The sequence below is a fragment of the Bacillus sp. XB1 genome, assembly GCF_053557995.1.
In genome coordinates, this window is sequence record NZ_JBNRIL010000001.1 from 1,113,811 (window position 1) to 1,134,715 (window position 20,905).

33 protein-coding genes, 1 pseudogene and 1 riboswitch are annotated in these 20,905 nt (G+C 33.3%); of the genes and pseudogenes, 4 read left to right on the forward strand and 30 right to left on the reverse strand.

From position 1 onward, the window contains the following. Nucleotides 1-152 precede the first annotated feature (152 nt). The 7 genes from ACK1U5_RS05595 to ACK1U5_RS05625 form a co-directional block, all read right to left on the reverse strand. Nucleotides 153-1,103 (reverse strand): nucleoside hydrolase, encoded by a 951-nt coding sequence (locus ACK1U5_RS05595; protein ID WP_001170296.1) that lies wholly within the window; start codon nt 1,101-1,103, stop codon nt 153-155. A gap of 214 nt (nt 1,104-1,317) precedes the next feature. Next, nucleotides 1,318-1,860: a site-specific integrase gene (locus ACK1U5_RS05600; RefSeq protein WP_001012135.1), complete on the reverse strand. Its 543-nt coding sequence runs from the start codon at nt 1,858-1,860 to the stop codon at nt 1,318-1,320. Further along, the gene (locus ACK1U5_RS05605; protein ID WP_016081851.1) at nt 1,860-2,342 is read right to left on the reverse strand and encodes an ArpU family phage packaging/lysis transcriptional regulator; all 483 of its coding nucleotides are present in this window, start codon (nt 2,340-2,342) and stop codon (nt 1,860-1,862) included. The genes ACK1U5_RS05600 and ACK1U5_RS05605 overlap by 1 nt, the downstream gene beginning before the upstream one ends. A gap of 27 nt (nt 2,343-2,369) precedes the next feature. Beyond that, nucleotides 2,370-2,540, reverse strand: a complete 171-nt coding sequence (locus ACK1U5_RS05610; protein WP_033695145.1) for a hypothetical protein — start codon at nt 2,538-2,540, stop codon at nt 2,370-2,372. Between the two features lie 98 nt (nt 2,541-2,638). Beyond that, on the reverse strand, nt 2,639-2,827 hold the full coding sequence (locus tag ACK1U5_RS05615) for a hypothetical protein (RefSeq protein ID WP_434683292.1): 189 nt from the start codon (nt 2,825-2,827) through the stop codon (nt 2,639-2,641). Between the two features lie 20 nt (nt 2,828-2,847). Further along, nucleotides 2,848-2,970, reverse strand: coding sequence for a DUF3983 domain-containing protein (locus ACK1U5_RS05620; protein ID WP_033695156.1), 123 nt, complete (start codon nt 2,968-2,970; stop codon nt 2,848-2,850). A gap of 29 nt (nt 2,971-2,999) precedes the next feature. Then, entirely contained in the window at nt 3,000-3,269 is a 270-nt protein-coding gene (locus tag ACK1U5_RS05625) for a PadR family transcriptional regulator (protein ID WP_448814775.1), read from the reverse strand. 921 nt (nt 3,270-4,190) lie between these two features. Between ACK1U5_RS05625 and ACK1U5_RS05630 the strand changes: the two genes are divergently transcribed. Beyond that, entirely contained in the window at nt 4,191-4,937 is a 747-nt protein-coding gene (locus tag ACK1U5_RS05630) for a hypothetical protein (RefSeq protein ID WP_060630991.1), read from the forward strand. Nucleotides 4,938-5,685: 748 nt separating this feature from the next. Further along, nucleotides 5,686-6,153: a hypothetical protein gene (locus ACK1U5_RS05635; RefSeq protein ID WP_060630990.1), complete on the forward strand. Its 468-nt coding sequence runs from the start codon at nt 5,686-5,688 to the stop codon at nt 6,151-6,153. Nucleotides 6,154-6,830: 677 nt separating this feature from the next. Here ACK1U5_RS05635 and ACK1U5_RS05640 read toward each other — a convergent pair. The 13 genes from ACK1U5_RS05640 to ACK1U5_RS05700 all read right to left on the reverse strand — a co-directional run bounded on the left by ACK1U5_RS05640 (nt 6,831) and on the right by ACK1U5_RS05700 (nt 11,562). Then, on the reverse strand, nt 6,831-7,016 hold the full coding sequence (locus ACK1U5_RS05640) for a hypothetical protein (RefSeq protein ID WP_448814776.1): 186 nt from the start codon (nt 7,014-7,016) through the stop codon (nt 6,831-6,833). A 14-nt stretch (nt 7,017-7,030) separates the two neighbouring features. After that, on the reverse strand, nt 7,031-7,216 hold the full coding sequence (locus tag ACK1U5_RS05645) for a hypothetical protein (RefSeq protein ID WP_137000112.1): 186 nt from the start codon (nt 7,214-7,216) through the stop codon (nt 7,031-7,033). A gap of 203 nt (nt 7,217-7,419) precedes the next feature. Next, nucleotides 7,420-7,902 carry a nucleoside triphosphate pyrophosphohydrolase family protein gene (locus ACK1U5_RS05650; RefSeq protein ID WP_124878142.1) on the reverse strand — a complete coding sequence of 161 codons (483 nt, stop codon included), beginning with the start codon at nt 7,900-7,902 and terminating at the stop codon, nt 7,420-7,422. A gap of 15 nt (nt 7,903-7,917) precedes the next feature. After that, nucleotides 7,918-8,337 (reverse strand): hypothetical protein, encoded by a 420-nt coding sequence (locus ACK1U5_RS05655; protein WP_429681296.1) that lies wholly within the window; start codon nt 8,335-8,337, stop codon nt 7,918-7,920. A 12-nt stretch (nt 8,338-8,349) separates the two neighbouring features. Next, nucleotides 8,350-8,604, reverse strand: a complete 255-nt coding sequence (locus tag ACK1U5_RS05660) for a hypothetical protein (RefSeq protein ID WP_448814777.1) — start codon at nt 8,602-8,604, stop codon at nt 8,350-8,352. A 14-nt stretch (nt 8,605-8,618) separates the two neighbouring features. After that, nucleotides 8,619-8,792 (reverse strand): DUF3954 domain-containing protein, encoded by a 174-nt coding sequence (locus tag ACK1U5_RS05665; protein ID WP_167319613.1) that lies wholly within the window; start codon nt 8,790-8,792, stop codon nt 8,619-8,621. Between the two features lie 24 nt (nt 8,793-8,816). After that, nucleotides 8,817-9,011 (reverse strand): hypothetical protein, encoded by a 195-nt coding sequence (locus ACK1U5_RS05670; RefSeq protein ID WP_429681294.1) that lies wholly within the window; start codon nt 9,009-9,011, stop codon nt 8,817-8,819. A 15-nt stretch (nt 9,012-9,026) separates the two neighbouring features. After that, nucleotides 9,027-9,830, reverse strand: a complete 804-nt coding sequence (locus ACK1U5_RS05675) for an ATP-binding protein (RefSeq protein ID WP_448814829.1) — start codon at nt 9,828-9,830, stop codon at nt 9,027-9,029. Beyond that, a complete protein-coding gene (locus ACK1U5_RS05680) occupies nt 9,799-10,671 on the reverse strand; it encodes a DnaD domain-containing protein (RefSeq protein WP_448814778.1) in 873 nt (290 codons plus the stop codon). Before ACK1U5_RS05680 ends, ACK1U5_RS05675 begins: the two co-directional genes overlap by 32 nt. 6 nt (nt 10,672-10,677) lie before the next feature. Beyond that, a complete protein-coding gene (locus ACK1U5_RS05685) occupies nt 10,678-10,854 on the reverse strand; it encodes a hypothetical protein (RefSeq protein WP_001241124.1) in 177 nt (58 codons plus the stop codon). 29 nt (nt 10,855-10,883) lie between these two features. Next, the gene (locus ACK1U5_RS05690; RefSeq protein ID WP_000390289.1) at nt 10,884-11,048 is read right to left on the reverse strand and encodes a hypothetical protein; all 165 of its coding nucleotides are present in this window, start codon (nt 11,046-11,048) and stop codon (nt 10,884-10,886) included. After that, on the reverse strand, nt 11,048-11,314 hold the full coding sequence (locus tag ACK1U5_RS05695; protein WP_000522028.1) for a helix-turn-helix domain-containing protein: 267 nt from the start codon (nt 11,312-11,314) through the stop codon (nt 11,048-11,050). The genes ACK1U5_RS05690 and ACK1U5_RS05695 overlap by 1 nt, the downstream gene beginning before the upstream one ends. A 56-nt stretch (nt 11,315-11,370) precedes the next feature. Further along, nucleotides 11,371-11,562, reverse strand: coding sequence for a helix-turn-helix domain-containing protein (locus ACK1U5_RS05700; RefSeq protein WP_000854271.1), 192 nt, complete (start codon nt 11,560-11,562; stop codon nt 11,371-11,373). 199 nt (nt 11,563-11,761) lie between these two features. Between ACK1U5_RS05700 and ACK1U5_RS05705 the strand changes: the two genes are divergently transcribed. Then, entirely contained in the window at nt 11,762-12,115 is a 354-nt protein-coding gene (locus ACK1U5_RS05705) for a helix-turn-helix domain-containing protein (RefSeq protein WP_000491234.1), read from the forward strand. 35 nt (nt 12,116-12,150) lie between these two features. Here ACK1U5_RS05705 and ACK1U5_RS05710 read toward each other — a convergent pair whose 3' ends face one another. The 3 genes from ACK1U5_RS05710 to ACK1U5_RS05720 form a co-directional block, all read right to left on the reverse strand. Continuing rightward, entirely contained in the window at nt 12,151-12,279 is a 129-nt protein-coding gene (locus ACK1U5_RS05710; protein WP_429681291.1) for a hypothetical protein, read from the reverse strand. A gap of 154 nt (nt 12,280-12,433) precedes the next feature. Beyond that, nucleotides 12,434-12,580 (reverse strand): hypothetical protein, encoded by a 147-nt coding sequence (locus ACK1U5_RS05715; RefSeq protein ID WP_000720287.1) that lies wholly within the window; start codon nt 12,578-12,580, stop codon nt 12,434-12,436. Nucleotides 12,581-12,617: 37 nt separating this feature from the next. Beyond that, complete coding sequence (locus ACK1U5_RS05720; RefSeq protein WP_429681290.1) at nt 12,618-13,769, reverse strand: AimR family lysis-lysogeny pheromone receptor; 1,152 nt, start codon at nt 13,767-13,769, stop codon at nt 12,618-12,620. A 545-nt stretch (nt 13,770-14,314) separates the two neighbouring features. On the opposite strand from ACK1U5_RS05720, the gene ACK1U5_RS05725 reads away from it, so the two are divergent. After that, nucleotides 14,315-15,424, forward strand: coding sequence for a site-specific integrase (locus ACK1U5_RS05725; protein ID WP_429681289.1), 1,110 nt, complete (start codon nt 14,315-14,317; stop codon nt 15,422-15,424). A gap of 68 nt (nt 15,425-15,492) precedes the next feature. Here the strand turns inward: ACK1U5_RS05725 and ACK1U5_RS05730 are convergent, their stop codons facing one another. From ACK1U5_RS05730 to ACK1U5_RS05760, 7 genes and pseudogenes are all read right to left on the reverse strand, one after another. Continuing rightward, a complete protein-coding gene (locus tag ACK1U5_RS05730) occupies nt 15,493-16,164 on the reverse strand; it encodes a pPIWI_RE module domain-containing protein (protein ID WP_448814779.1) in 672 nt (223 codons plus the stop codon). A gap of 309 nt (nt 16,165-16,473) precedes the next feature. Further along, on the reverse strand, nt 16,474-16,959 hold the full coding sequence (locus ACK1U5_RS05735; protein WP_002063155.1) for a hypothetical protein: 486 nt from the start codon (nt 16,957-16,959) through the stop codon (nt 16,474-16,476). A 209-nt stretch (nt 16,960-17,168) separates the two neighbouring features. After that, a pseudogene (locus ACK1U5_RS05740) lies at nt 17,169-17,303 on the reverse strand (site-specific integrase); the annotation flags it as partial. Between the two features lie 145 nt (nt 17,304-17,448). Then, a complete protein-coding gene (locus ACK1U5_RS05745) occupies nt 17,449-17,778 on the reverse strand; it encodes a heterocycloanthracin/sonorensin family bacteriocin (protein ID WP_113710692.1) in 330 nt (109 codons plus the stop codon). A gap of 553 nt (nt 17,779-18,331) precedes the next feature. After that, on the reverse strand, nt 18,332-18,595 hold the full coding sequence (locus ACK1U5_RS05750; protein ID WP_002082716.1) for a DUF3937 domain-containing protein: 264 nt from the start codon (nt 18,593-18,595) through the stop codon (nt 18,332-18,334). A 397-nt stretch (nt 18,596-18,992) separates the two neighbouring features. Beyond that, complete coding sequence (tenA, locus tag ACK1U5_RS05755; RefSeq protein ID WP_000144526.1) at nt 18,993-19,682, reverse strand: thiaminase II; 690 nt, start codon at nt 19,680-19,682, stop codon at nt 18,993-18,995. Nucleotides 19,683-19,809: 127 nt separating this feature from the next. Next, nucleotides 19,810-19,915, reverse strand: a riboswitch (TPP riboswitch). Between the two features lie 73 nt (nt 19,916-19,988). Beyond that, nucleotides 19,989-20,903, reverse strand: a complete 915-nt coding sequence (locus ACK1U5_RS05760) for a D-alanine--D-alanine ligase (protein ID WP_001987735.1) — start codon at nt 20,901-20,903, stop codon at nt 19,989-19,991. Nucleotides 20,904-20,905 lie beyond the last annotated feature (2 nt).

The window sequence follows — 20,905 nt, forward strand, 5'->3', positions numbered from 1 at the left end:
TTCTGTTAGCTTGATAGCGATAGGGTACAGCCAACATTTCGGAAGCTATGTATGTTAGACGAATTTTAACCTATAAAAGTCGAATTCTTGTACGTGAAGTGCAGTGATATTTCATTCATATAATCCGTATTATCTGAAGTTAATAAAGTCTTTTACACTCTCTTCTTTAAGAACGTTTCCATAATATCCTTCCTGAATCTTTCATAATCAAACTGAAAAGCTACATTATGCGTTTTATAACCTGGATTAGTAACAAAACGAAAGTCTGCAATGCTTTGACCAAACCCTTCCCCTTGATCAGGAATTACTTTAATGGGTACTCTCGAAAGGCTAACAGCCTCTCTATTTAGCAAATACCACACTGTTACAAAATCATGCATAGGACTTCCACTTATACCTGGATTAGACTTGGAGTAAAAATTATAATAATAATCTAACATAGGTTTAATGATAAGCCCTGCAAGATCCTGTGTATTCCGATGAAATGCATCGATTTGCTGGACCATTTCGGGTGTAACAATCGCATGTTGGGTCACATTTAAAGGAATAATTGTCAAGTTCTTTGCATGTTGCAGAATTAAGTTTGCTGCATAAGGGTCTGCGTAAAAATTAGCTTCAGCCACAGCAGTTACGTTACCTGGATAGAAAAAAGCTCCCCCCATGCAAATGCATTCTCTTACATTTCGCATTGTTTCTAAATTCAATACAAAAGTTGTAGCTAGCGAAGAAAGTCTTCCTAAATTAATAATTGTAAGTTCTTCTAAATTCGATTCTATAATTTGATAAATATCATTTAAAGGATAAACTGGATATGAAATTTCAGGTGGAATAATAGGTCCTAATCCAACTTTTCCATGTACCTCAGGGAAATACTGAGTCAATATACCTGTCAACGGTACAGAAGCACCAAGGAATACAGGTATTTCTTCTCTTCCCGCAATGTACTTTAAATAGTTAATATTTCTTATTACATTTTCTCTTGATACATTTCCATAATCGGCCACGATTCCTACAAGTTGAATGTCTTTACGAAAAAAGGTGTAGAGTATAGCAAACGCATCATCAATCCCTAAATCTGTAAACAGGAGAACCTTTTTTTGCATATCTCTTCCTCCAAAATTTATAGAATTCTACTTTCGCCAATGATGTATTGATTAGACTACGCTTGTATATATATTTTTTATGTATTCTTAAAGAGTGGATTCTATTCACTTGAAATAGCTTTGCTCATCTAAATTTGATTTTATGTTCAAGCGTAAATTTCTGTTCTTAAGTCGATAAGCATGTGTTGCTATCCTTGAACAAAAAAAGCAATGATTAGATTTTAAACCTAGTCATTGCTTTATCCATTGCATCTTGGTTTACTCCTATATACCTTAACGTTACTCGTTCACTTGAATGATTGAATATCTCCATCAGCAAAGCTATGTTCTTTGTCTGCATGTACATATGATATCCAAATGTCTTACGTAATGTATGTGTCCCAATCTCTTCTAAACCAAACTTTGCTGCTGTGGTACTAAGTATTTTATATGCCATGCTTCTTCCGATTGGTCGATTCTTTCCTTGTCTGCTCTTAATTAAATACTCATAGTCTTCCATATCTTCAATGTACCACTTTAACTCTCTTCTTAATGCTGCAGTAATCTGAATTCGTTTCTGCTTACCTGTCTTCATTTCACGCATTGATATATGGCTGCCATTTAAATCTCCAACCTTCAGTTTTAAAATATCACTAATACGTAGACCTGTATTAATTCCCATTACAAACAAAATATAATTGCGTTCATTCTTTTCTTTTAGATATTCTTTAATTTGTTGTATTTGCTCTGGATCACGTATCGGTTGAACAAAATTCATTATTTATTACCTCCAGTTTCTTCTGTCTCATAAACTTCTAATCCTAGTGCAAAAGCAAGTTTATAAAACGCTTTAGACTTCCAACGTCGATAAGTGCGCTCTGACATCCCTATCTCGTTATAAACCATGTAGTCACACACATCCTCTTCTTCTAAATAACGTTTATAAATAATATCTCTTTGAATACTTCCTGCACGTCCGTTTCCTAATCGATTTAGAAACTGATCAATACGTAATGACATTTTTTCAAGCCACTCTTCTCTTTTGCTTTGTTGAATATTTACTATAGCAACATCTTCTAATGGTTTTCCAACTGTATGTGTAGGACCATGCTCACGTATTTCATAAGAAGGAGTGACTTTCATTTCTTTACGCATCATCCCGAATTGTCTATGTATACGTATGCTTTCCAACACACCTTCTAATTCCTCTTGTGTCGCCGTTCTATCGATTTTTGGTAAGAAAGATAATTGTTTAGTCATGTAAGACCACTCCTTTTTATTTTTAAATTACTTTTGTCTTATTGCTCCACGTCTTCGTTCATAGCAAGGTCTATGCATCCCCATTAAATCTTCAATATCACGAGTGCTTAATTTCTCTTTTTGTTTTTTCTTGTTTTTCTTCTTTCCTTGCTTGGATTTCTTTTTCCATTCAAGTAATTGATCCTTTAACACCTTCATTTCCCCATCTCCCTTTTCAAAATAAAAAGGACACCTATTCGTAAAACAGCCTTAATTGCTGCTTTAATGAATTGGTGTCCTCTAGTTTTCTAGCCGGACTATATTTGTTTGCTTTTAACTTTTTTACTTCCCTTATAAAATCCATATCTATGATCAACTTCCGCAATCAAGATTACAAGTACCATAATAATTCCAGCTTCTATGAAACTTTTCGCATTACTAAAGGTCACAAACATGATGATTAAGTAAAGAGCCAAATACATTCCAAAAAACTGTTTACTATTCATTTTCTATCCCTCCAGTACTGTTATTTTATTATTCCGGCTTTCACAAAAATATTTCTCCAAGCGTTATCAACTTGATATTTCTCTACTGCCTTTGTGCGACGCGCGATAGCTTTACTAATTTTTCTTTTCTTTAAATTAGTCATTCTCCTAACCTCGCTTTCTATTAAAAGGATTATTTTGTTGACTTTTCTTTCCAACTTTCGCCTTTACGAAAATGAATATTCCAGGCTTGTCTTTCTGTGAAACCTACTTCTTTTAACTCTTTTATATTTTGTGGTTCTTCAAAAGTGCACGGCACACTTATTTCTCTACTAAAATCAAAACCAGATTCATTCGTTTCACCAGAAGGAACATCAGCCCAATCAACACTGCCCCTTATTTCCACACTTTCTCCATCAGGTGTTTCTATAAAAAATTTTGCATCGTGTAAGTTCAAATTCATTTCCCTCTACCTCCTGAATAAAAATCAACATTCGGTCAATACTGTAGACAACCCATTAAGTTACTTTCTCCTAGTTCCCCCTTGGAGAACCAGCCGAGCAGTTAGCTTTTGCTAGCTGCTCTTTTAATTGCACGTTTTTGTCTTAATACTCATATATTATCGAGAATCAAAATATGATTTTGTATTAAAGGAAAAGTATTCTTTTTCATTACTCTACACCCATTACCTTGGGCCGAGCAGTTAGCTTTTGCTAGCTGCTCTTTATTTGTAAAAAGCACTCAATTAACTAGACTTACATATAATATTTTGAGTTCCTTTCTTTATAAAATAGTCGTTATAAAATGAGGCTCGTCACAAGAGCACTTTACTAAGTGATCTTTTTGTGTTCCGAATTAATATAAAATGAAATTTTTATTTAATTTATAAAATAAAACTGCTTGTCCACTTCAACCCATTCACTTCGATACATTCTTTAATTCCCCTTAACAACCTTTGAGCTTCCATATAATTACATTCCAACTTCATGATTTGCTTTTTGCAACCTTTACCTCCTATGGCGAGCAATCATAGAAGGTAAAGGTATGAATGAAGAAAATATTGTTTTACATGGAGTTGCTGTTGAATCAAGTTTAATCGATTCAACTCTCCTATCTATTCTTCGTCATTCACTTTACCAACAGAAGCAACAGGAGCAACAGGTTCAACGATATTGATTTAGGAAGCGGACTCCCTTATATATATTAAAAGCTTTTTGAAGTGAACCCATGTTCCTTATATATTATGGAATGGGTTTATATTTGTGACATAAGGGCTTATTTTTTTATTTATTTTAATTTTCAAGGGCCTTTTTCTTATACTTGTTTGTTAACCAATTCATAAGTTGTAGTGTGTAAGTGGGTGAATGATAAGGATGGTGTAAAATTGAGTGAATTTAAAAAGAAATTTCATATTCCATGTGAGTGTTTTCTCCCCCCTGTACCCCCACCTCAAGTTGGACCAACTGGGCCGACTGGACCAACTGGGCCGACTGGACCAACTGGGCCGACTGGACCAACTGGGCCGACTGGACCAACTGGGGCTACAGGAGTTACAGGACCTACGGGACCAGCTGCTACGGCATGTTGCCCATGTACAAATGTTCTTGATAACCCTGGATTTGATGAACCTGCAACACCAGGTACTCCAGTTCCAGGATGGATTGTAACGGGAAATGTTTCAGAAGTAGGATTTCCAAATGCGCACAGCGGTCGTTTTCTTCCAAATGGAACCTTGAGTGCTTTAGCTGTTTCTATTGGACCTGGAGGAATTATGACCCAATCTGTTGATGTGGGCGAAGGTTGTTGCTTTACCCTTTCTTTTGCTGGGGATATAAGAGACGGAGCACTCCTTGTTGCTTCTGTATCGTTTCCAGAACTTGGTCAAGGATGTCCTCCTAACCCTACAACACTTGGACCATTAAACATTCCGCACATTGTACCTGTTTCAAATCAACAACAAGCTGGCTTCCAACATTATACCCTTGTTGTGTGTATACCTGCTGATGTAACTACAGCATGTATTAGTTTCCAAAACTTAGCTACGGGGGGAGAAGGCGCAACAGCTTTTGTTGATAATGTTGTATTCCAACCTACTGGTGGACCTTGCACTTCATGTTCACAAAATTTTTAATGCATAAATATATCTGAAGCTTTTCGTTTTTCTAGCGAATCCAATAACTATTAAAGAGGGGCCCCCTGGCTCTCTTTTCATATTAGAAATCACCATATGCGCCCATATATTGAACGTATCCCTTTATGATTAACATACGAATGATATTCACCTTTATAAAAGTTATACTTCATTAGATTCACTATTTCACCCCTGTGTAAAATATGAAACTATTGAGCAGTTAGCTTTTGCTAGCTGCCTTTTTTGGGTTTGTCTGTCCGAATAAAATTCTAAAGTATGTCCAATACTATAAATAGGCTGATACAGCTTGAATTGACAGTGACCTCTGTAATGTTCTTTTCCTCTTTCTCTGAGGACGGAGCAGTTAACGCTTGTTAACTGCTTTTTTGTATTAAGTTAATTATAAATTTCAGGTCTTATTTCTCTTCTACGCCATATACCCTTAACCTAAGTATCCATCTCAAGGTGTTACCTCTTATCTTAAAGAGCACTCCTGTAAGTGCTCTGTTTATTTATTACAAAATGAAATTTTTATTATAAAAGTAATTATTAAATACCTAACGCATTTACATTATGATTGGATAGGTATTGTATATTAGCATTTAGAAGAGCGTCCTGGTCAGGCGCTTCTTTTTTTTGCAAAATAGCGTTTTTGTTTAAATCCACCTTTTTTTAACTATGGCTTTACTAATAATTTCATGCTAAAATCCACTAGGGTGTTTATTTTTATATTATTTTTGGAGGCTTTATGAACAATCAAAACAACAATGAAACAAACAACATCAGTAGACTATTAGCTCTTTTTCTAATAGTATCACCACTATTAATACCTATCGTGCTCCCTACAGCCATAATTGTAGGAATGAAACAATGGATGCCTAATGACGTTGAATACCCAAGTATAATGTCACTATTGATCTTATGTATTGGATTTTTCATAGTTGGGATCATCTTCTCATTTGTATTACGCGTATTTAAATTATCTGAAGAAAAGCTAAAAGAATTAGGTTTCTTAGGATTTACAATTTCAATTGTTAGTACCTTCCTGACAATGTATGTCGGATATTTTTGGCTAGCAAAATTTAATTTCACAGCAGTGCAATTATCACCACATGCTGTATTAATCTTTGCGATTTTATCTACTATTCTTTTAGAAGTAATCTTTAAAGTGATTGATAAATTTGATACACCTGATGCAGAAGAAACACTTAAATAGATATTAAAATGATCATCTTAGAGTACATATCAACATGTGCTCTTTTTTCTTTTAATCAAATAACGATTTTATTTAAAATGTATTCACTCTTTATTTTTAACTCCCATATACTTATATGGACTATAAAAAAATACACACTATAGTTCTTGGTCAAAGAGCGCCATATTGCCCTAATGGTGCTCTTTTTAATTAAATAAGAATTTTGTTTAAACTTCATTAACCTTATTGATTCCTTTGCATACATTACAATTACAAGGAATCCTACAGGTTTCCCTAGGCCAGTTACCTTGTATTCCTTGCACACCTTAAGGGAAGAATCCGTTTATAACAAACGGGTTCTTTTATTTTTGGTTGTAAAATAACTATTTTGTTTAGTTTTCTGATTATGAATAATCTTTTTTGTATTACACATACTACCTGCAAGCCGATCTCTCCCCGGCTTCACTTTTTCAAAACGGAAAGCGCTCCTCCGTGTCATGCAGGAACGTGGCAGGTAACTTAAACAGTTGCCTGCCGTTTTTACGTATAATCATAAAAATCCTTGTCTATACTGCTTAGAGAAAACATCTTATGCCATTTGATGCGACCTCCAGCACAGGTTATTTGTACGGCCGTTCCGATAAAAGGAGCGGTCTTATTTATCTCCGCATTACTTTTCGACAAAATAACGCTTTTGTTTAGTTCTGTTCCCAAATTCTTCTGATATTGTTAATAACAATGACTTCTTTTTTACGACTATGCCAATTAGTCAAACTAACCGCCTTATACTTATTTACAGCTTCTACAATCGACTCTTCGTAATCCCAAACATATTGGTATTCAGGAGCTTCTTCTGTGTGAAATTCTATGGTTACTTTTTTCATCGTTTACACCGTCCTTAGTTAGATTTTCGAAGATACTTAGTTAGGAAGCTTCCGCTAAACCCTTCTAAGAAAACGAGACTTTGTTTATACTTGCCTTTGCCCGTTATAAATTCATCGGTTTTACATGTCCAAACCTGACCGTTGTAATGATTAGCTTCATCGCATGTATGCATAATAACTTTGTCACCTTTTTTAAACATTTCTCATTCCCCTTTTTTCTACAAAATTCAAATTTGATTAAAATCTATAAAAAACTATTTTGTAGAATTTTTTAAAATTTATATATACTTATAATAAATAATTAGTTATACTATGAAAGTTCCTTACAGTCATAAATATGGAATCGACAATTGCAACAACTTTACTTCCTTAAGTCCTAGCATTTTAAGCTAGGACTTTTTACTTACTTCACATCGACACGTGCTTGACTTGCTTCCCGACTAAATCCGTCCGGATATCTTTTAGCTAATTTTGCGATATTCATTTCAGCAATATCTTGTAACGTATATCCTAGTTCATGCGCCATAATCGATACATAATACATAATGTCCCCAAGCTCTAAGGCTAATTTATAAGTGTTTCCGTCCTCTTCTCCTGGACAATGCGAGGGTTGGAAACCATGCCCATGATAAATTGCTTTTTTAACAATATCAGCAACTTCACCAGCTTCTCCTGTAAGTCCTAAAGCCGCATTAGAAACACGTCCTCCAAAATCAGTTTTGTTATTCCAAGTGCGTAAAGTTGCTTCTTGATAATCGTTTAATTCGCCGATTGATAAAATGCTTGCAATCTGTAAAACAGTAGCTTCTTTTATAACTTGACCTTCTTTTCTTGCTTCACTAATTAATTTCGTTGCTTCCAACACACCGTTTTCCATTACTTTCATTTTCATCTACTCCTCTTAACTAATATTTTTATTTTTAGCCTTAGTTGGTGTTGTCGCTGCTTTTATCGGTTCCCATCCATAACTCAATCTAGATCTGAAAGTACTTACGCTTATGCCATTGGATTCAGCGATTTTAACAAGTTCCTTCCTATCAATTTGTTTACGCGTCGGAATAGTTGCCGCATCTTTAGGGTCCCAACCATTATTTACCCTGCTGTAAAAAGTACTTGAATTAATTACATTTTCCGTCGCTATTTTCAACCACTTATTTTCTTTCCCTTCTCCCATATGCCAATATGTTCTCGGTGGTGTAGTCAATGCTTCTTGTAAGTCCCAACCGTATCTATACATTCTCATGTAAAGAACTCTTCTACTAATACCGTTGGATTCAGCTTGCTGATATTCCTCATCAGTTAACCAACGATTGAAAGCCATCAATTTCCCCTCCTAATCCAGCGCTAGAAATTCAGCTCTGGTACGTTTTGAATGAGTTATCCTAATCTTCTGAATACCTTTACCATGCTCTTCTATTGTTGCATTCCAAGCTTCAACTTCAGTCTTAGCATCAAAACAATCCATCTTTTGCCGTTCCTCTTTATCGTAAAAATGGACTTCATAGCTTGGATTCAAAAACTTTTCACTGGTACTTATCGCATTGTAGTCGAAACTACCTACAACATCATCAATAGTTATTTGCTTCATAATCGTATCCCCAGTTATTTAATTTTTTCAGTGATTGTAGTTGATACACGATCAACTTTCCCGCCTTGCCAAGTAATTATTTGTTCTCCAAATCCAGTTACTGGAGGATTCAGCGGAGTAACCTCACCATTTTTAACCACATAAATTTTATTATCCGTAACATCGATTTCAACTTTCGTAGGCTTCATACGACTGAAATCCTCCTTTTCTTGTTAACTAACTTTTTGTTGTTTGCTTATTTCTAATTCTTGTTTCATTGATTCAAATTTTATTAACCATGCTTGCCAACGCTTATCGTTTTCCGCTTGCTGTCGCTTTGCCACTTCACAATTACAACCGTTCGTTTCAATTACACCCGGATAAGTTTCTTTACGAATAATCCCTGTATCATGACATAATACGCACATTTTTATTTCCTCCTTTTATGCTTCGATAAACCTTTGTAAACGTTGCTTCGCTATCTCTCTTCTATAGCTAGCAGCTTCATTTTTTACAGTTAGACTTGTTTCAACCATTCGGTCATATGAACGTTTGCCAACTTGATTTTTCAGTTCTTTGAGTTCTAAATTACTTGTATATAGAGTAGGAAGTTCTTTTCTATACCGACCATCAATGATATTAAACAATTTTTCTTCTACCCATTCCGTAGTTTTTTCTGCTCCAATATCATCTAGTATTAGTAAGTCACATTCTAAAAGTGCTCTCATAATTTGTGTTTCATTTTCTTTGTTTTCACTATTGAATGTGCTGCGAATACGTTGTAATAATTCTGGAACGCTTTGAAATACGACAATGTATCCTTTTTTAGAAAGCTCATTTACAATCGCGGCTGCTAAGTGTGTTTTACCATTTCCAGGTTCTCCCCAAAGCATTAACGATTCCCCGTTCCACTCTTTAAAAGTCTTCACGTATTTCACTGCAACTTTATAAGCTGTCTCTGATCCGTTTCTATCTAGAAATGATTCAAATGTACTTTTCGAGAATCTTTCTCCTAAATTACTGATACTGAACAACTTTTCTATTTCTCGTTTCTTAGCAAAATTTTGAGCTTCACGTATTTTGGCTTCTTCACGTTCTACAACACACTCACATGTAGGAAGTATTTTATTTTTAATACGTAACTGCGGAACTTCTACAGTAATTGCTGCGATATATTTATTACAGTGTTCACATGTATACCCTTCTGTTTCTTCACTACAAGCCGATGTATTCACTATCCGAGTCATCACTCTTCCGATTGATTCCGACACGTTTTTTCACTCCTTTATTTCGTTGATATTCAGTTTCTAAAGCATCAACATCTTTTAAAGTTTTCACGTTATTGTTAACCCACTGTTTTAAAATGCCCTCAGCATAATTCCATTTCTTCTGCTGTTTCAAAGCACGTTCCATAGCTGCTTGTACAAGTTCTTCGCTTGTATCGTTTACCCATTGCGAGATACTTTCGGCTATGAATGAATTTAAAATACCGAAATTATTTTCGTAGAAAGAGAAGATACTACTACTTACATTCTCTGTAGTATTCTTTGTAGTAATCTCTGTATTTGTCTTTACTTTAAAGTCAGGAGCTTCATTACTTTTATATGAAGAGGTACCTGATTTTGAAGTGACTACCCTCTTTACTTCAAAGTCAACAGGGTCTTCTTCGACTTGTTGATACATACTTGATATGCTTTTTATTTCACTTACTTTAGGCTCAACGAACATTACATTATTTAAAGTGATTTCATTTACAATGATTGTTCTAAATTCGATTACGATTAAGTTCATATCCACTAATAAGTCACAAGCTCGTTTAACTTGTAGTTTTGAAAACCCAAATGTTTCTGCTAATTGCTGATAACTCTTTTGTAACTTATCTGATTTGAATTTTTTCTTATAAGTAACCTTGCCAGTATATTCATCTCGAATAACTGTAGGGCGATACCAATAGACGATTTCGCTCAATACCATAATTGCTACAATGTGAGGCTTACCATTACTAAATGTGATGTAATTAAACCATTCGTGATCCACTACATTACCTTTGAAATTTAATCCACCAATTTCAGTTACTACGTTTGCCATAAATATTTACCTCCTGATACAAACTGCCACATATGCTTGTCCACTTTTGATTATTCGTTGAATTTCATAATGCGGATAACCAACTTTGAAATACTGTTCAATCATTTCTTTTAATTCATCCTTGCTTTCTGCTAAGTTCCAGAATTTATTAGGTAATAGCACTTGATATTCAGTTAAACGCATGTACTATTTCCCTACTTTCCGTGATATACTTATAACAAGTGTTTTTTCTTAAAGGACCCACTGCCATGGGTCTTTTTATTTTGTTCTACGTCACTCCAAGCCCACCGTTTTATTGGTTCGTAAGTAATGTAAAGTAGCAATACACTAAATGCGATAAATATTGCGAATGCTACTAATGATGTTGTATCTTCCACTAGATCACCTCCTTTTGTGCTTCTAACCATGCTTCCAAATCTTTTTGTAGAAAAAGTAGTTTACGCCCTTCTCTTATCACTGGAAACTTAGGATGATTTGCTAATTCATACATCCTACAAACCGCTATGTTTAAGAAAGCTGCTGCTTCCTTTACTCGCATTACCTTGTTTGGTTGTGATTGTTGTTGGAATGAAGCTAAAGCTGCTTGAATTTCTTCCCGAACAACTTCGCGAATTGACTCTTTAATGATTTGATCTAATCCCATTTTGTTTTACTCCTTTCTAATTTACTTAACCAAACATAACTTAACTTCAAGTTAAGTTATGGGCAAAAAATTTTGATTGCATCTAGCTTCACTTTAAAAAACTCAGCAATTTTTACAATTAAATCATAATAAGGTCGACGCTTCCCGTTTTCAATATACCAATAATAAACTTCAGTAATACCTACGGCTTCAGCTACTTCCCTACATGTATATCCCTGTTCTACACGTAGCTGTTTTAGAGTTTTCATAAACAACTCCTCTCTTCCGTTTTTGTTGTTATTTACATATTAACTTAACTTTAGGTTAAGTTCAAGCGTTTCCCAAAACTTTTTAAAAAAAAATTACCTTTCCACTTAACTGATAGTTAATATATAATGACAGTGTGACACCATAATAGTGATTTTAAAAAATAATTTCATATAAAATAAACTTGGGGTGTTTTTTATTATGTTTAGTCATGAGAGGTTAAAATCATTAATTGAAAAGAAGGGCATCACCCAACAACAGCTAGCTGATGTAATTGGTGTTAGTCATGTTTCTGTTTATAATTATGTCGAAGGGAAAAAAGCACCCGGTACACGTACACTTCAGAAGATAGCAAATTATTTAAAAGTAACAACGGATTATCTGTTAGGTTTATCTGATTCACCAGATTTAACAGCGGGCCAAGATTTACAGCTAACAAAAGAAGCACACGAAATTCTTCAAATCATTAATGATTTACCCGAAGAACAACGAAAAAAAGCATTAGAACAATTAGAGATGTTTGTGAACTACGAGAAATCTAAAGGAAATATGTAGTGTAAAAAGACTATCAAAAAGTTAGATAGTCTTTTTTACATAACTTTTTCTTTTTTTGTTTCACTCAAACAGATAGAAAATAATGCCTCTTTCGGATCATCCTCTTTTTGCAAAAGTAATAAAGCTTGTTTAATTAGATTAACTTCCCCATCTTTGCTCTTCATCTTCTTCTATCTCCCTCTTTGTGTTTTTGTATTTTTTTACAAAAATTTCTTTTTTCTTTTTTCAGCGAAAAAAGAAATTTCCCCCAAAACTACAAATGACATCGTCAATTAAGACGATGTCATTTGTAATATATATAAACTTTTATTATGTATTTTACCAACCACCACCAGGGTCAACCATCATTTGTTGAACTGTAGGTTTTGGATCATTTGTACTAGGTTTTTCTTTTATAGAATCAGTGTTAATAAATAATGTAGCAGCTATTAATAGTGCAGGAATAATTTTAATTATTTTTTTCATTATTTCACCTCTTTCCGAAGACAATTATACCAATTATTCAAATTAAACCCAAGTGCATTTTTGGTAAATTCGAATAAAATATATTCCCTGACTTTTGGCACATCAAAAGAGAACGTTTCATTAACTCTTCTTTTTTAGTACCTTCATATGTTAAAGCTAAATATGCAGTCTGTATGTCTGTTAAACTTCCATTCTTCTCTTTTAATTGATTCAATAGTTTTCTCGCCTCCATTTTGTTACCTTGTTTAATCTTCAAATATGCTAGTTCACCTAAATGAACAACATCTAAGCTACTAATTTCTTTATCATGATGAATCTTTAGAAATGATAATGTATGTTGTACCATTTTTCTTTTTTTCTCAATTCCATTAGTCTTACTATCTCCTATTACTTCTAGAGTCTTTTCCAAATAATATCTTGATCTCTCATATTCACTGGCTGAAAAAATATACGATTCACCTAACTTTAAATATGCATTTACTTTTGGAAAAGAAAAAAAGTTATCCCATTCAAGATCATCTAATAATTCCATACTAACATGCCTTGCTTCAATGACTTCACCACCCTGCAACGAAGTAACGGCAATCGCTTCTTTATATCGTAATTTATAACATTCTCGAATGTACCTATTACTTATTTTATTTATTTTTATTTCAAGAGATTTTAATCGCTCAATTAAAGAAGTAAAGTTACCCGATTGATATTGCGCTTGACATAATAAAATTTCAATTAACACTTCCATCTCTATTGTTCTTATTGATTTACTTTCCAGGCTTAATGCCTTATGGTACTGTGCAGCATCAATTTCACCTATATATCGTTTATATATAATTCGATACACATTAGCAAATTCTCTATTTTCTGCTACCTTTGATTGTGATTCACTATTTATAATACTAATTAATAGATTAAACTTTCCTCTTAAAGCTAAATCTTCCATTGCCTCACGTAAGTTTTCTGATTTTGGTTTCGTTACATATATATAATCCATTAATAGATTTTCTTGAACCTGTATGCCTTTATTTAATAGGATAACTGTTTTGGAAAGAAAGCCAAAACTCATGTCTATGTTACCTTTAAAAATTTTTGTAACAGTACTTGGCTTAACTCCCCAATAATTTGCTAGTTTATTTTTCCTTATTCCAGCTGCACATAACTCTTTTTCAATTTGATTTAGAGCTTTCCACATGTTTTGTCCCCCTTATTGGAACAAGACACACTTCCCTATCATGAAAACGCACCTTAATGATGAAATACATCTAAAGGCTGTGTTATAACTAGCCGTATATGTTACGCATAGTCGTAACTGAAAGGCTCATGGCAAATGTTTTCCCTACTACAATTAGGGCAAACGGTGTAAAAGTGTTCCCAGCACAATTACACACGCTATGGGTCTTTTTCGTTCCGTCAAATTATATTATTAAGAATATTCTATCATAAATAACCCAAACATCTATTCTCTCATATTCTGAAAATACTTGAGAAAGTTGAAAATATTAATATACGTCTTGTTTTTTAGAGCCTCAATAAAATATGCAATATTACATTTGATAACTAGAGTAGATATTTCAATATTTTTTAACAACAAATGAAAACTCTACCCTATAACTGAATTTATTTTTATATGGTAAAATATATCCATCGCTGATATGTCCAAATATGTAATTTTCATAGCAGCAAAATTACAACTAGACTTATACAACATGATTCAAAATAAATGAAGGAGTGTTTTAAGTGAAAGGACATATTCGAAAAAGAGGAAATAAGTATTGTATTGTTATTGATATCGGACCTGATCCAGAGACAGGAAAAAGAAGACAAAAATGGTTTTCTGGATATAAGACAAAAAAAGAAGCACAGGCTGATGTTGCGAAGAAGATTACAGAGTTGAATGAAGGGACTTTTATAGAGCCGTCTAAAGTTACCTTAGAAGACTACCTAAATCACTGGTTAGAAATTAAAAGTATGAGTATAGAAAGAAGTACCTTTGTCGGATATAGGGCATTTATCAACCAACATGTTATACCTAGTATTGGAATGGTCGCACTCCATAAATTAAATGTTATGCACATTCAAAAATGCTATAAAAACGCGATAGATAGAGGTATTGCAAACAATTCTGTTTTGCTTATGCATAGAATTTTAAAAAGCGCTTTAAATCTCGCTGTAAAACAAAATATTATTTCTCGAAATCCAGCTGATTTTGCTGAGATACCTAAAAAAGAAAGAACCTCTATCCAAACTTGGACAGAGGAAGAAGTAAAAAAGTTTCTTTTGCATTCACAAGAATCACGATATCACATTGGGTATCTTCTTGCAATAACTACAGGTATGCGTATGGGTGAAGTTCTAGGCTTACGATGGCAGGACGTTGATTTTGAAAAACATACCGTTACAATAAACCAAACATCTGGCCATGACAATAAAATCAAAAAAACAGCAAAAACAAATTCGTCAAAACGCACCATTCCTGTACCCAAAGAAACTATAGAATCCTTAAAAAAGCATAAGGTTTTAATTAATCAAGAGAAATTAAGACTTGGTTCTGCTTATCAAGATTTTGATTTAATTAATTGTAATGAGTTTGGAATGATTATAAAAAAAGCAAATTTCAGAAAAAATTTTATTAGAGCGATACACAAAGCAGGCGTAAAAGAAATTAAGTTCCATGATCTAAGACATACACACGCAACTATACTATTAAAGCAAGGAGTTAATCCTAAAATTATCAGTGAAAGATTAGGTCATACAGACATTTCAATGACATTGAGTGTTTATTCTCATGTTTTACCGAACATGCAAGAAGAAGCCGTTAAAAAATTTGGTAAAAGCATCTTTGGATAACTTATGTTTGCAAAATGTTTGCAATTCATAAAAATAGGTTAAACAAACGTTGTTATATCAAGGTTTGTTTAACCTATCATCTTATATTCTTGATAAAATCTCCGAATCCCTATTGAAATATTTAATAATGGAGCGTTCTCACCACCGCGGGTTATGCATTGGAATCGATATACATAGGAGAAAAAATCTTGTGTTTTTTCATCTTTTATCGGCTCTGACATCGCCTCACAAATATTTTGTGATCTAAGAGGAGAAAAATAGATTTCTTCTTCATTTGTATTTTCTAAATATATAGGACGCTCACAAAAAATATGTGAGATTAAAGCGGGTACCCACTTAGAATACGTTTCATTATCATGTAGTACTGGCAAATTAGAAATCAAATCGGATTGCCATTCATATTTTGGTGGTTCTACTAATCTATTTGGCTTCCAATCATGAATAATCTCATACCAACTTTGAAAAATATAATCGAGTTGCTCTTGTTTAATAGGTTCTTTTGATACAATCCATGGTATATTTTCATTTAATACGTACGGATTATGCTGAATAAACAATATATCTGAAAACATATCATACAATCTTTCATTCAAACGTTTCAACTTACTCGTTAATAAAAATGTCTTATAATGTATCTCTACGATGTCCAGCCATTCAATAGGAAAGTATATAAATGATACCTTTTCATTTAAAAGGGGTTCTACTATATTTTCAAATGTTAGCAGCCTTAATTTTTTCATAAAATGATTCCTTCCTTTCTTCAGTTGTCTTGATTATCAAAAAGCTAGAACAATAGTTACTTAATCTAATCCATTTAAATCAAGTATTTAAAAGAAAAGTAAAAACTATTTATCTGAATAAAACATTATCAAATCGACTCTTTTAACAATTAAAAGTAATTATCATATACAGCACCTCATTATATTTATATTTTAATACATTTAAATTATACAATTTATATAATGTATTGTACTTATCATTTACAAAAAATTTACAAAAAACTAAAAAAGAACACCTTAAATCGGCGCTCTCTTTACAAATATTAAGCGTTATGTAATTGAACATATAGATAACAGTAATCCTCCAAATGAAATTGTTCCTAGTAAACCTACTACAAATCCTGTTAAACAAATACAATCAGCAAGACAAATAGAAGACTGCGATAATGGAACGAATGACCTACTTGTACCCGAACCATATTGTTTTATCTTCTCATAATTCATATCTAACATTAAATGTAGACATGTTACACCATCCTCAATAGTATGTACAGATTCTTTTTCTAATCGCTCCAATAATTTACTATCAAAAGCAACTGCTAGAGGGTACTGCTTATCCGATTTCATATTTTGATAAATTAGTTGCAAACGAGATAATATATTATTTTTCTTCTTTTCAGATGTTACTGTACATTTCATATTATTAAATTCATTTAATAACAGTGATAATTCATCTCTTTTTCCGTATAAATCTTTAGCTATTTTTCTCTTTAGTTTATACGAATGGAAAATAGATTTTAGTTCAACCATATTCATACACTTCCTAATTACATAGTATTTACCCTATTATTTTGTAGATAAACAGTACTTTTTAATCTTATTTAAAATACACTTAAGCAACTTATTTTACTATCGATTAACATTACATTAACCTTACACGGTTGTAATAAAATCATTAGCTAGAAGGAAGCAATGCCCAAACTAGACAGATATTTAATGATAAAACCATAAGAAAAAAACAATGATTAGATTTTAAATCTAGTCATTGCTTTATCCATCACATCTTGATTACATCTATATATCTTATTGTTACTCTTTCACTTGAATGATTGAATATATCCATTAATAATGGCTATATTCTTTGTCGGCACGTACATATAACTAATGTTTTTTAATTGATAAAGTGAAACTTTAATCAGCTCTCACCAATCGGGCTTTTATGGGCAGTCCGCCACCTAACTTCTCTTTGCTCTCGCTGAATTTTTTTTGGGATGTTACTGCCCGCAACTAGCAAGATAGCTGTTATCAATATTCATACGTTACAATAGTACCGGTAGTATCAGTAAAACCATCAAAACAGTTAGAGCAACCACCACAGCCGCCACAACCGCCACAGCCGCCACAGCCTCCGCAACCAAAACAACCGAAGCAACCAATACAACGGAAGCCACCACAACGGAAGCCGCCACAACGACCTCCACCACAACCGCCACAACGACCACAACCGCCACAGCGACGAGCAGCATCTTCAATATAGTAATATGGATATTGGTTTTGCTGGTCCCAATAGACAATATTTCCAGACCGGTAATCATTAAGGCTTAACGCTTGTAGTTCTTGTTGAAACTGATTCATTTTCATAACCTCCGTTTATAAAATACAACCTCATCGATACTTCCCTATATTCCTGTTCGTTACATCTAAGTAGAAATAGCGCTATAAACTAAGTTCAATACGTACACCAACAAAGTATGACTTATCACTAGATGATGCACCTTGTTCATATACCTATTTTTACTATGGGCTCATTTTTATAAAGTGAAAATTTAATCAGTGGGGTTTTGTTCATCCCCTACCTAACTTCTTTGCTTCCGCTGAATTTTGAGGTGGGGGGCTTACTGTCCGGCAAATAGCGAGATAAATAAAAATTAAAAAATATGAATTCTAGCGTCATATCTTCATACTTACTAAGTTCAATTAATTTCTCAATAATTATGATCCATATCCTATATATTTCCGTCTGCTGCTTAGATTTTTCTGTACTGTAAGTGGCTTTCGCTATAACACCTCCAAGTGACCAGTTTTTATGACGGTTAAGAAATTCCAACAAAAAAAGCCCTAATTAGGGCTTTTCATTCTATTTCTCCAGCAAAGCTCTCTATGAAATTGTTAATTAAAAAAGACACACTTAGATTGATGCGTCTTTTTGTGATGCCTCTTTTGTGAAATCATATAAAGCAATTGCGCCTAAAAGAACAAGTATACCTTGAGGAACATCTAGCAAAATAGTTTTCCAAATTTCTGGAATTACCCATTTAATATCTGCTGCTGTTTCAAGATATGTTTGGAAATAGCTGATTGTAAAATTAATTATCCCTAAAAATACAAACAACGATAAACCAAATCGAATTAATTTCTTATTTGTAAACATATAACACCTCTCAAAATTCATTGGATATTCCTGCTTTTGCTTCTTTATATTTACATATCTCTATATCTAATTTTAACACATAAAGAACTCAAAAAAATACGATATGCATATTTGCATATCGTATTAACAACACTCCATGATAATTTAGAAATTCCTGCAAAGAAAAAACAACTCCGTTACAGCTAACAGCTCGGGTTTCTTTTCTTATTTAACTTCATACCACCAACATTTACGTTCTTTGATTGTAAAATAAATGTGACAGAAGTTTATCCAGTTAATGCGTAGACAAGTAAATGAGCTAAATTATCGATATTCTATTTCGCCATATCAGTAGCACTAATGACTTTACGCAAATTTGACAAGAAAAAATATATAGCTAGGTATGATCCATACCTAGCTATAACATTACTTCTATTCTTTATCCAATTACGTCTTTTACGTCTGTATCCACTGGCCACTTTTCTAATGTATAAGCCATTTCCCAAAATGAATATTCATATTGACTGCTAATAATAAAATGCTGTTTCATACGCTTGCGGTCTGTCTCTGTTACTTTTTCAGCGATAGTATCTAAACGTGTAATTTGCTCTTCAACTAGCGTACGGAACCAATCAGATCCATAAGCAGAAATCCATTCGTTATAAATTTGCTCTTCCGGCTGGCACTCTTTTAAGCGTTCGCCAATTTCATAATACAACCAATAGCAAGGTAAGATTGCTGCAATAATATCTCCTAAATGTCCTTCATACGCAGCACGATACATATGTGAAGTATACGCATATGCAGTTGGCGCAGGAATAAAATTATCTTTTTCTTCTTTTGTTATCCCTAGCTTTTTAGCAAAATTCTCATGTAATGATAATTCCGCCTCATATGTATTTTGGGCATGGTGTGCCATACGAGCTGTCGTTTCTAATTCAAGAGCTTTTGCAGCTCCTAATGTTTGTACTCTAGCAAAATGACTCAAATAATATGAATCTTGAAGAACATAATAGCGAAAACTAGCTAAATCTAACGTTCCTTCACCAAGTTTTTTTACAAAAGGATGGTTAAAACTCGCTTTCCAAATTGAATCTACTTCTTTACGTAACGATTGTGAAAAAGTCATTTAAATCCCTCCAATAATATATAAAATATAGATATTTATCCACAGCTATTAACGCTTTAAAATAAAAAAACTTTCTTTACAGGCGTAAAGAAAGTGAAATTGACAGTATTTATTTACTCATTAAATAGCAACGTCTTTCCCACTTCCCTACGCTGGCATTAACCAGATCAGGTACTAAGAGTCTCAAAATCACATTTGATCTCAGCCTATAAAAGGCCCCCCTAGTGGATAAATATTTTGTTTTTATAATGTATTCATCATAGCATACTTCGTGAAACTGTCAAAAAAATTAGTTATATAATTCCCTTAAAACCCCTCTTCTTTTCTAACTTTTAATGATGTTTCAATAATCATATCTAATAGTTTGCTATAACTAATTCCCGCTGCTTCTGCACTTTTTGGCAATAAACTTGATTGTGTCATCCCTGGTAATGTATTAATTTCCATTACATATGGAACTCCGTCCTTCACCATCATATCAACTCTTGCATAAACACTACATTTTAATGCTTTATAACAAGCGAGTGACGCTTTATTTACACGTTCATTAATTTCTGCTGGAAGTTCAATAACTTCCTCAACTGTACTAGTATCATCATATTTTGCATTGTAGTCAAAGAACTCGGCTGCATGTCGAATTGAAACTATAGGTAACTGTTTTCCATCCAGAATGGAACATGTAATTTCATCACCTTTTATATACTTCTCAATTACTACTTCAGAATCCCATTCGAATACAGTTTCTAGCATTGAGATCAATTCATTTTTATTATAAACGATTTTCACTCCGACACTCGATCCGCCAGAGTTTGGTTTTACTACTAATGGAAATCCTAACTTATCTAACTCATCAAGATTTAGATCCTCCATTTTTGTAAGTTCAATCCAATCTGGTGTTTCTACACCTTCATAACGTAAAATCTTTTTCGAAATATTTTTATCCATACATATACTGCTAGATAACATATTACTTCCGCTATAAGGAATCCCTAAACTCTCCAGTGTTCCTTGAACTGTCCCATCTTCTCCGTATTTTCCGTGTAACGCGAGCAACGCAAAGTCAATGTCTTTCGCTTTTTCAATTAAATCCACTTTTTCATTTAATGTAATTGGAACTATTTCATACTTATTTTTATCTAAATGAGCAATCATTTCATTCCCCGTCATAATTGAAACTTGTTTTTCAGACGATACCCCGCCCATAATAACACCGATTTTCATTT